Here is a 9,742-nt window from a genome sequence, read left to right as displayed (position 1 = left end):
TCAACGAAACACCCCGACAAATCCTCGGCGGCGCAACCCCACGTGAAATACTTAACGAACTATTCAAGCGTGGCGCATCCACCGCTTGATTCCGCCGGGCGCCCCTAAAGGGGCGCCTTTTTGATTGCTGCATCAGTGGGCTTGTTAATCCATTTCACTTTCTTGTTTAAATGAGCCCTATTTAACTCCGCCGCTCGGTAGGCTTAGGTCATGACTACTCAGCCATCCGATGTTGAAATTGCCCAAGCCCACCAATTGCAGCCGATTGCAGAGGTCGCAGCCAAGGCGGGCATTCCTGCCGATGCCGTGATTCCCTATGGCACCACCAAAGCCAAAGTCGATATCACAAAGGTGGACTATTCCAAGGAAAACCAGGGCAAGCTGGTGCTTGTCACCGGTGTATCGCCCACACCTGCCGGCGAGGGAAAATCCACCGTGCTCATCGGCCTTACCGACGCCCTGGATCAGTTGGGCAAGAAGGCCATCGTTGCCCTGCGGGAGCCCTCCCAGGGACCAGTGATGGGTATTAAGGGCGGCGCGGCTGGCGGCGGCTATGCACAGATTGTCCCCATGGAAGACATCAATCTTCACTTCACCGGCGATTTTCATGCCATTACCTCTGCAACCAACACCCTGGCCGCCATCATTGATAACCACATCCACCAAGGCAACGCCTTGGGCATCGACCCGCGGCGCGTGACATGGCAGCGGTGCATGGACGTCAATGACCGTGCCCTGCGAAACGTGGTGACCGGTCTGGGTGGGCCAGCTCATGGTGTGCCTGCAGAAACCGGTTTCACCATTACCGCGGCCTCCGAAATCATGGCTATCTTGTGCTTGGCCACGAACCTCGAGGACCTAAAGAAGCGCCTCGGCGATATCACCATCGGCTTCACCTATGATCAGCGCCCTGTTACTGCGCGTGATTTGAATGCGGAAGGTGCGCTCGCAGCGCTCATGCGTGATGCTCTCAACCCCAACCTTGTACAGACCCTTGGCGGCGTGCCGGCCTTGGTGCACGGTGGTCCTTTCGCCAATATCGCGCACGGCTGCAACTCCCTACTGGCAACCCACACCGCACTGCAATTCGGCGATATCGTCTTAAGCGAGGCTGGGTTCGGTTCCGACTTAGGAGGAGAGAAGTTCGTCGACATCAAGGCGCGCTTTGGCGACCTAGATGTTGCTGGCGCCGTGGTCGTTGCCACCATCCGCTCGCAAAAATACAACGGCGGTGTGGCCAAGGATAAACTCACCGAGGAAAACTTGGATGCCCTCAAGGCGGGCATAGTCAACCTAGAGCGACACGTAGAAAACCTGCGCAAGTTCGGGATCAAGCCGGTAGTAGCGCTCAACCTCTTTTGGTCCGATACCGAAGCAGAACGCGAGTTCATGCGGCAGTGGGCCGAAGACTTCGGAGTGGCCTTGGAGGAAGCCAATGTGTGGTCCGAGGGCGGCGAGGGCGCTACCAAGCTGGCAGAGACCTTGCTGGAGAACCTGCAGGGCGGAGCCAAGCAGCTTTACGATCCGCAGGAGGGAATCGAGGCCTCCATCGAAACCATCGCGCGCGAGATCTATCGCGCAGACCGTGTGGAATACGGGGCAAAGGCGCTCAAGGATCTGAAGTACATCCAAGACAATGGCTGGGACAAGCTGCCGGTGGTCATCTCTAAGACACAGTATTCCTTCAGCGATGATGCCTCTGCTCTGGGGGCGCCGGAAGGCCATACGCTGCATGTGCGCGAATTGCTGCCGCGCACCGGTTCGGGGTTTGTCGTCGTGCTCACGGGCAACGTCATGACGATGCCGGGGCTGCCGAAGAAGCCTGCGGCCAATAATATCGATGTCGATAAGCAGGGCACCATTTCGGGCCTTTTCTAGGCAGGTGGGGCGCTAGTCCTTTGTATCTGCCGCGGAACCCGGCCAGCCCGGGTACTGCGGCGGAGTGCCGCCAAACTCCGGGCAGAGATCCTGGTGGGCGCACCAGCCGCAGAGCTTAGACGGCTTCGGGCGGAAGTTCCCGGCGCGCCCGTCGGCCTCAATCTTTGCCCACAATTCGCCGAGATCGCGCTCGAAGTATTCGAGCTCCTCACGGTTTGGGCTAAGAAACATCGAGTCCAAGACCTTGAGGTACATCAGGCGCAACTGGTGGGGAATGGTGCCTAGGATGCGCCAGTAGACCAGCGCATAAAAGCGCATCTGGAACTGTGCATCGTGGGAATAGCGGGGAAGTGGCTTCTTGCCGGTTTTATAATCCACGACTCGGACCTCGCCGGTTGGGGCGCGGTCCACGCGGTCGATGAAGCCACGGACGGGGACGCCATTGGGCAGGACCGTATTGACGTACATCTCTGTTTCTTGGCAATCAAAGCCTTGTGGATTTTCCATCTGGAAATAGCCTTTGAGCAGTTCCCTGGCAGCAACGAAGAAGTCGTAGGTGTCTTCTTCTGGCACGAGCTCTAAAAGTTCCTCGTCTTTGGCGGTCATCTCTGCCCAGGAAGGCTTAATCATCTTTACCGCGGCAGGATAGGTCCGCTCGTCGCGCGGTAGCTTGTGCATCTCTTCCAGGACAGCGTGCACGAGGGTTCCTTTGACCTGCGCGATGGTCTTGGGCTCGGGCAACTTGTCAATGGCGCGGAAGCGATAGAGCAGCGGGCACTGCTTATAGTCGGAGGCGCGCGAGGGCGACAGGGCGAGTGGGCGGGGTGTAGATGAAGTAGCCATGGTGTATCTAGCCTATCGCCGCGCGATTCGTGGCAAGCTAGGAGGTATGAGTTATACCGCAGATTTCCTAGATTTCATTGCTGCTTCTCCTTCTTCGTACCACGCTGCCGATGAGGTATCCCGCCAGTTGTGCGAGGCGGGATTTGAGGTACAGGATGAGGGAACGCAGTGGTCCGCTGTACCTGGCGGCCACGTTATGGTGCGCGGCGGCGCGGTAGCGGCGTGGTACGTGCCAGAGGGCGCGGATAAGAATTCTGGTTTCCGCATCGTGGGGTCCCATACAGATTCGCCGGGCTTGGTTCTTAAACCCACGCCGGACTTTTCCGCGGCCGGCTGGCAACAGGTGGCAGTAGAGATCTATGGCGGGGCACTACTGCATACCTGGTTTGACCGGGAGCTGACCGTAGCCGGGCAGATCATTAGCAAGGATGGCACGCGGCACCTAGTCAATACTGGCCCAGTGCTGCGCCTGCCGTCGCTTGCCATTCACCTCTACCGCAAAGATGAGTTTAAGCCGGACCGCCAGCAGAACATGCAGCCAATTTTGAGCGTCGGTGACCCAGAGGCGTCCATCGTGCAGGTAGTGGGGGAGAAGGTGGGCGTCGCCAAGCAGGATATTGCTTCCTTTAACCTGATTACGGCCGATGCCGCTCGCGGCGAAGTCTTTGGCGCCGGCGAGCAGTTCATTGCGGCTGGCCGCATGGATAACCTGTCGTCTGTATACGCCTCGCTAGCGGCGATGAAGAAGGCCGCCCAAGGCTATCAGGGCAAGGATGTCTTGGTCATGATGGCCTTTGACCACGAAGAGGTGGGCTCTAGCTCGCGCTACGGTGCGGGCGGTCCCATCCTAGCGGATGTACTCACCCGCACGGCGCGGGCGCTGGGTGCCAACGAGGAGGAACGCTTCCAGATGTTTTCCCGCTCGAGCTGTGTCTCGGCCGATGCCGCGCATTCGGTGCACCCGAATTACGTGGGCAAGCACGATCCCACGCACCAACCGATCATCGGCAAGGGTCCGGTGACCAAGATCAATGGCAATCAGCGCTATGCCTCCGATGCCACCACGGTGGCGTTATGGGAAGCAGTATGCGAGAAGACAGGCGTGCCGGTGCAGCGGTTTGTGGGCAATAATGATGTGCCCTGTGGCTCGACCATTGGTCCCATTACAGCGACGCGTTTGGGCATCGATACCGTCGATGTGGGCGTGCCCATGCTGTCTATGCACTCGGCGCGTGAAATGGTAGGCGAGCGGGACCAAGTATGGCTCGCGCAGGCTCTTGAGGCATACTTGGTGGGATAGTAACCGCAACCTCGAGGAGTCTTGAGACATGGCTTATTCCGGCCCCTTTGCCTATGGCGACCGCGTGCAGCTTACCGACGCCAAGCGGCGCCATTACACGGTCATTCTGGAAGAAGGAGGCCAGTTCCACTCCCACAAGGGCATCATTAACCATGATGACATCGTGGGCATGGATGAGGGCTCGGTTATCGAGTCCACCCTTGGCTCCTCCTTCCTCCTTTTCCGCCACTTGATGGTGGACCACGTGCTGTCGATGCCGCGTGGTGCTGCGGTGATCTATCCCAAGGATGCGGCGCAGATTTTGGTAGAAGGCGATATCTTCATGGGCGCGCGGGTGCTCGAGGCCGGCGCAGGTTCGGGTGCATTGTCTATGTCCCTGCTGCGCGCCGTGGGTCCAGAAGGTCATGTGTATTCCTATGAGGTCCGCGATGACCATCTTGAGTATGCGGTAGATAACGTGAAGGAATACTTTGGCGAGCAGCCCGAGTGGTGGTCGCCGCGCCTCGGCGATTTAGGAGACGTCACCGCCGAGGACTTAGGTGGGCCGGTAGACCGCGTAATTCTCGATATGCTCGAGCCCTGGGAGCACCTGGAGACCGTGCGCGATCTCCTCATCCCCGGTGGTGTGTTCATGACCTACGTAGCAACGGTGCCGCAGTTGATGAAGGTCATGGAAGGAATCCGCGAGCTCAAGTGTTTTACCGAGCCTAAGGCGTGGGAATCGCTGGTGCGCGAATGGAAGGTCGAAGGCCTTGCTACGCGCCCGGAGCACCGCATGAATGCGCATACCGCCTTCCTTATCTGGACCCGCCGCTTGGCCGATGGCGTGACCCCTCCGCGCCCGCAGCGCCGAGCCCGCAAGTAGAGCTGGAAATAGGTTCACCTCAGCACCCAGAATTTAAAGCGCAACTGCCCTCTTTCGCCGGCTGGGCCGCGTTAGAGTAGTGGGCATGGATGAAGCCACGGACTATAAGCGGCAGATCAGCCAGCTTGCTGCCCGCAATCAGAAGTTGGCGGGCTTATTAAAGGAATCGCGTGGGAAGCTCGAACAGCTTTTTGCGGAGCTTAATGCGCTGGCTGAGCCGGCATCGACCTACGGCGTTTTCTTAGGCTATTCGCCTACCCACAGCGAGGTGGGAACCACCGCGGAGGTCTACACCAACGGCCGCGTGATGCAGCTTAAAGTCTCGCCCAATGTGGAACCAGGCAGCCTAGTGGCCGGCCAGCAGGTTCGCTTGGGCGATGGCTTCGTGGTGGTGGAAGGGTGCGCACCCGAGCGCACCGGCGAGCTCGCCACCGTGGTCGAGCGCCTAGGAGATAAACGCCTCATCGTAGCAAATTCCTCTGGCGAGGAAAAAGTGGTGCTGCTATCGCAGACACTGCGCGAAGAAACCCGCGTGGCAGCAGGAGAAATCGTGCTGGTTGATCCCAAGGCTGCCGTCGCGCTGGAAAAGGTGGCAAAGACGGAAGTCTCCCAGCTCTCCCTTGAGGAGGTCCCTGATGTGCGCTACGAGGACATCGGCGGGCTCGATGAGCAGATTTCCCAGATCCGCGATTCCGTGGAACTGCCGTTTATCCATCCGGACCTCTACCACCAATACGAGCTACAGCCGCCTAAGGGCGTCCTCCTCTACGGCCCTCCGGGGTGCGGTAAGACGCTCATTGCCAAGGCCGTGGCCCATTCCTTGGCGCAGCAACTGGGCAGTGATGGGCCGAGTTACTTCCTCAATATCAAGGGCCCAGAGTTGCTCAATAAATATGTGGGGGAAACGGAACGCCGCATCCGCCTCATCTTTGAACGCGCCCGCGAATTAGCCCAGCTCAGCGCTGACCGGCCGGTGGTCATCTTCTTTGATGAGATGGAATCCATCTTCCGCACCCGTGGCTCAGGCGTGTCCTCAGATATGGAAACCACGGTGGTACCGCAGCTGCTCACGGAGCTCGACGGAGTCGAAAGCCTTTCCAATGTGATAGTCATCGGCGCTACCAACCGTGAGGAGCTTATCGATCCCGCCATCATGCGTCCCGGCCGGCTGGATATCAAGATCCGGGTCAACCGGCCGAATAAACAGGGCGCCCGCGAGATCTTTGCCCGCCACTTTGCAGAAACCGTGCCGCACCAGGGCACTCTAGAGGAGCTCATCGGCGCCGCGGTGGACGAGCTCTATGCCGATCGCCCCTTTGTGCAGCTGCACTTTTCCAGCGGCGAGCGCGAGGTATTGCACTACCGGGACTTTGTATCGGGCGCCATGATTGCCAATATCCTCTCCCGCGCCAAGAAGCTGGCTATTAAGGACGAACTGCAGCAGCGTGCGGGCAGTGAGCAGGGGATAGGCGGGCGCCGTGGGGGCATCGCCAAGCAGCATTTGCTCCAGGCCATCGCGGCCGAGCGCGCCGAATCCGAGTATGTGCCTACCTCCACCAACCCGGAGGAGTGGACCAAGATCATCTCCCAAGACCATGCTGGTGCCCGCGTTGAGCGGGTGGAGCTACTGACCGCTAGGAGGAGCGCATGAGTCGCGTTGTAGGTACCGAGACCGAGTACGGCATTGCCACCCCGGAGCTGCCGGAGTATTCGCCCATCATTTCGTCCACCCACGCGGTGGTAGCGTACGCCGCGCTGCACACTGGGGCACGCTCGCGGTGGGACTTTGCAGAGGAGCACCCGCTGCGCGATTCCCGCGGATTCGATCTCAAGCGCTACCACACCGTGCCCGTGGTGGATCCCAACGCCATCGGTGTGGCCAATGTGGTCACGGCCAATGGCGCGCGCTTCTATGTGGACCACGCCCACCCAGAATATTCCGCGCCGGAATGCACTAATGCTTGGGACGCCACGCTTTACGACGCCGCAGGTGACGCCACGCTCCTGCAAGCCGCCGCGTCCGTAGCGGGGCTGAGCGCGCAAGGAAAGTCCGTCCTTGCCAACCATGACCCGTGCCCTGCCTTGCGCTTCTATAAAAACAACGTGGACGGCAAGGGCGCGTCTTATGGCTCGCACGAGAACTATCAGTACTCCCGTGCCACGGACTTTGACACTATGGCGCAGGCCCTTATCCCGTTTTTCGTGGCCCGCCAGGTAGTCATCGGCGCCGGGCGCATGGGGATCGGCGAGTTTGGCGAGGAGCCGGGATTCCAGATCTCCCAGCGCGCTGACTATATTGAGCAGGAAATTTCGCTGGAGACCACCCTCAATCGCGGCATCATCAATACCCGCGACGAGCCGCATGCGGTGCACGCGGACTATGGGCGCCTCCACGTCATCATCGGAGACGCGAATATGTCGCAGACCTCCACACTGCTCAAACTGGGCATGACCTCGCTGGTGCTCGATGCGATTGAGCAGGGTGTGGACTTTAGCGATCTCCGCTTGCAGGACGCCGTGGCGGAGGTCCCCCGCGTCAGCCGCGATCTCTCCCTTCAACATCGCCTCGAGCTTGCCGACGCCCGCCAGCTCACCGCCCTAGAAATCCTCGCCGAATACCGCGCTCGCATCACCCCACGCACCGACGCAGACCACAAGGTGCTCGCGGCTTGGGACGAGGCAGTTGCACTCTTGGCGGAAGATCCCATGCAGGCCGCGCACCTGTTGGATTGGGTGGCGAAGTATCGCTTGATTAAGGGCTACCTCGACCGCGGTATCGATCCGGCAGACCCAAAGCTGCGGCTCATTGACCTGCAATACGCGGAGATCGATCCGGCAAAGTCGCTACACCATGCGCTGGTGCGCAAGGGCCAGATGCGGCAGCTCTTTAGCGCTGAAGAGATCGAAAACGCCGCCACCATTCCGCCAGAGGACACCCGGGCGTATTTCCGAGGGCGAGTGACGCAGAAATTCGGGGAGGACATCATTGCCGCGAGCTGGCAAAACCTCACGGTGCGGGTAGGCGAGGCAACCACGGCACCCTGGGCCACGGTTCCTATGGATGAGACCACCGGCCTGACCCGCTCCCAGAGCGAGGAGATCATCGACGCCGCACGTACGGTGGAGGATCTTCTTCAGGGACTAGCTGACAGCGGTATCCAGCCCGAGTACCGTAACTAATAGTCAAGCATCGAGGCAGAGGCGAAGGAAAGGACGTTCATAACATGTCAACCCACCAGTCGCAGGTCACCGGCGGTAACGGCGGCGATGACTCCGCCGGGGAGGAAGAGTTTACCTCCACGCAGCTGAGCATCAATACCACCGGTACCGATGAATTGCTCGATGAGATCGATGGCCTGCTCGAAAACAACGCCGAGGAATTCGTGCGCTCCTATGTCCAAAAGGGCGGGCAGTAAGGGTGAGTGACCAGCATCCTGTCTTCGCCCGTCGCATCATGGGCATCGAGACGGAATATGGCTTAACCACCAGCGCGGGCCCTGGAGAACGCGCCTTGAGCCCCGATGAAGTGGCGCGCGTGCTTTTCCGGCCCATCGTCAAGGAGCATTCCTCGTCCAATATCTTTTCTACCAATGCCAGCCGCCTGTACCTCGATGTCGGCTCTCATCCCGAGGTAGCCACCGCCGAGTGCGATAGCTTAAGCCAGCTTCTGGCCTATGAATGCGCCGGCGATGCGATAGTCAACCGGCTGGGCGAAAAAGCGGAGCAAACCTTTGCTGCCGAGGGGCACCCGCGCGCGGTGTACCTGTTTAAAAACAATGTGGATTCAGCCGGCAATTCTTTTGGCTGCCACGAAAACTACCTCATCAGCCGCCACATGGTGCTCAAGGATTTGGGGCTGGCGCTCCTTCCGTTCCTTATTACCCGCCAGCTCATCTGCGGCGCCGGCATGATCCAGCCCGCTAAGGGCGATAAGCCTGCCCAATTCCTGCTCTCGCAACGCGCAGACCAGGTCTGGGAAGGCGTGTCTTCTGCCACCACCCGCTCGCGTCCCATCATCAATACCCGGGATGAACCGCACGGCGATTCGAAACGCTTCCGCCGCATGCACGTCATCGTGGGGGACTCCACCATGGCCGAGCCCACCATGGCGCTAAAAGTTGGCTCCACGCTGCTCATGTTGGAGATGCTGGAGGCTGGATTTGAGTTGCCGGAGTTCGACATCGACAAGCCAATTCACCATGTCCGCGCCATCGCACGTGATATGACGGGCTCGACCGAACTGCCGCTCACAGGAGGGGGATCCGTCACCGCACTCGAGGTCCAGCAACAACTATGTCAGCGCGCGAGCCAGTGGTTGGACAAGCGGGAGGACGCCGGCACTCCCACGGCAGAAATGCGGCGCGTGGTGGATCTCTGGCAGCGCATGCTGCAGGCCATTGAGACTCAAGACTTCTCCGGCGTGGACCGAGAAATCGACTGGGTCATTAAATTGGGACTGCTCGAGCGCTACCGCGCACGGCTGGGTGGCCACTGGGGCCACCCCAAGCTCGCCCAGATTGATATGACCTATCACGATATCCGTCCGAGCCGCGGGCTCTACCATGTCTTACTGCGCAAGGGCCTTATCGAACGCTGGATCACAGACTCCGAGATCGAATGCGCCATGGACACAGCACCACCGACCACCCGTGCCGCGCTGCGTGGGCAGTTCCTTGCCGCTGCCCGTAGCCTTGGGGCCAACGTCACCGTTGACTGGACGCGCCTTAAGGTCAACCGCCCAGAGCCGCGCACCGAGGAGCTACTTAACCCCTTCGTGGCCGACGATGATCGGGTCGAGGCGTTGCTAGACTATATGCGTCTACACCACAGCTAGAAGCACACGAGCCGCACCAGGG

8 protein-coding genes are annotated in these 9,742 nt (G+C 59.9%); 7 read left to right on the top strand and 1 reads right to left on the bottom strand.

Annotation, left to right across the window (positions count from 1 at the left end):
• Nucleotides 1-210 precede the first annotated feature (210 nt).
• Nucleotides 211-1,878, top strand: a complete 1,668-nt coding sequence (locus tag BKN05_RS06445) for a formate--tetrahydrofolate ligase (RefSeq protein WP_286688255.1) — start codon at nt 211-213, stop codon at nt 1,876-1,878.
• Between the two features lie 12 nt (nt 1,879-1,890).
• On the opposite strand, the gene BKN05_RS06440 is transcribed toward BKN05_RS06445, so the two are convergent.
• Nucleotides 1,891-2,721, bottom strand: a complete 831-nt coding sequence (locus tag BKN05_RS06440) for a RecB family exonuclease (RefSeq protein ID WP_225746945.1) — start codon at nt 2,719-2,721, stop codon at nt 1,891-1,893.
• Nucleotides 2,722-2,767: 46 nt separating this feature from the next.
• Here BKN05_RS06440 and BKN05_RS06435 point away from each other — a divergent pair, with 46 nt between their 5' ends.
• The 6 genes from BKN05_RS06435 (at nt 2,768) to pafA (ending at nt 9,720) form a co-directional block, all read left to right on the top strand.
• Complete coding sequence (locus BKN05_RS06435; protein ID WP_286688254.1) at nt 2,768-4,021, top strand: M18 family aminopeptidase; 1,254 nt, start codon at nt 2,768-2,770, stop codon at nt 4,019-4,021.
• A 28-nt stretch (nt 4,022-4,049) separates the two neighbouring features.
• Complete coding sequence (locus BKN05_RS06430; protein ID WP_005324783.1) at nt 4,050-4,886, top strand: tRNA (adenine-N1)-methyltransferase; 837 nt, start codon at nt 4,050-4,052, stop codon at nt 4,884-4,886.
• A gap of 85 nt (nt 4,887-4,971) precedes the next feature.
• The gene (gene arc, locus BKN05_RS06425) at nt 4,972-6,537 is read left to right on the top strand and encodes a proteasome ATPase (RefSeq protein ID WP_286688253.1); all 1,566 of its coding nucleotides are present in this window, start codon (nt 4,972-4,974) and stop codon (nt 6,535-6,537) included.
• The gene (gene dop / locus BKN05_RS06420; protein WP_286688252.1) at nt 6,534-8,066 is read left to right on the top strand and encodes a depupylase/deamidase Dop; all 1,533 of its coding nucleotides are present in this window, start codon (nt 6,534-6,536) and stop codon (nt 8,064-8,066) included. The genes arc and dop overlap by 4 nt, the downstream gene beginning before the upstream one ends.
• Before the next feature lie 44 nt (nt 8,067-8,110).
• Nucleotides 8,111-8,302, top strand: coding sequence for a ubiquitin-like protein Pup (locus tag BKN05_RS06415; RefSeq protein ID WP_198493046.1), 192 nt, complete (start codon nt 8,111-8,113; stop codon nt 8,300-8,302).
• A 38-nt stretch (nt 8,303-8,340) separates the two neighbouring features.
• Nucleotides 8,341-9,720, top strand: coding sequence for a Pup--protein ligase (gene pafA, locus BKN05_RS06410; protein WP_198493264.1), 1,380 nt, complete (start codon nt 8,341-8,343; stop codon nt 9,718-9,720).
• Nucleotides 9,721-9,742 lie beyond the last annotated feature (22 nt).

The organism is Corynebacterium sp. S5S1, assembly GCF_001913985.1.
Classification (GTDB): domain Bacteria; phylum Actinomycetota; class Actinomycetes; order Mycobacteriales; family Mycobacteriaceae; genus Corynebacterium; species Corynebacterium marquesiae.
This window is presented reverse-complemented; position numbering and strand designations above follow the sequence as displayed.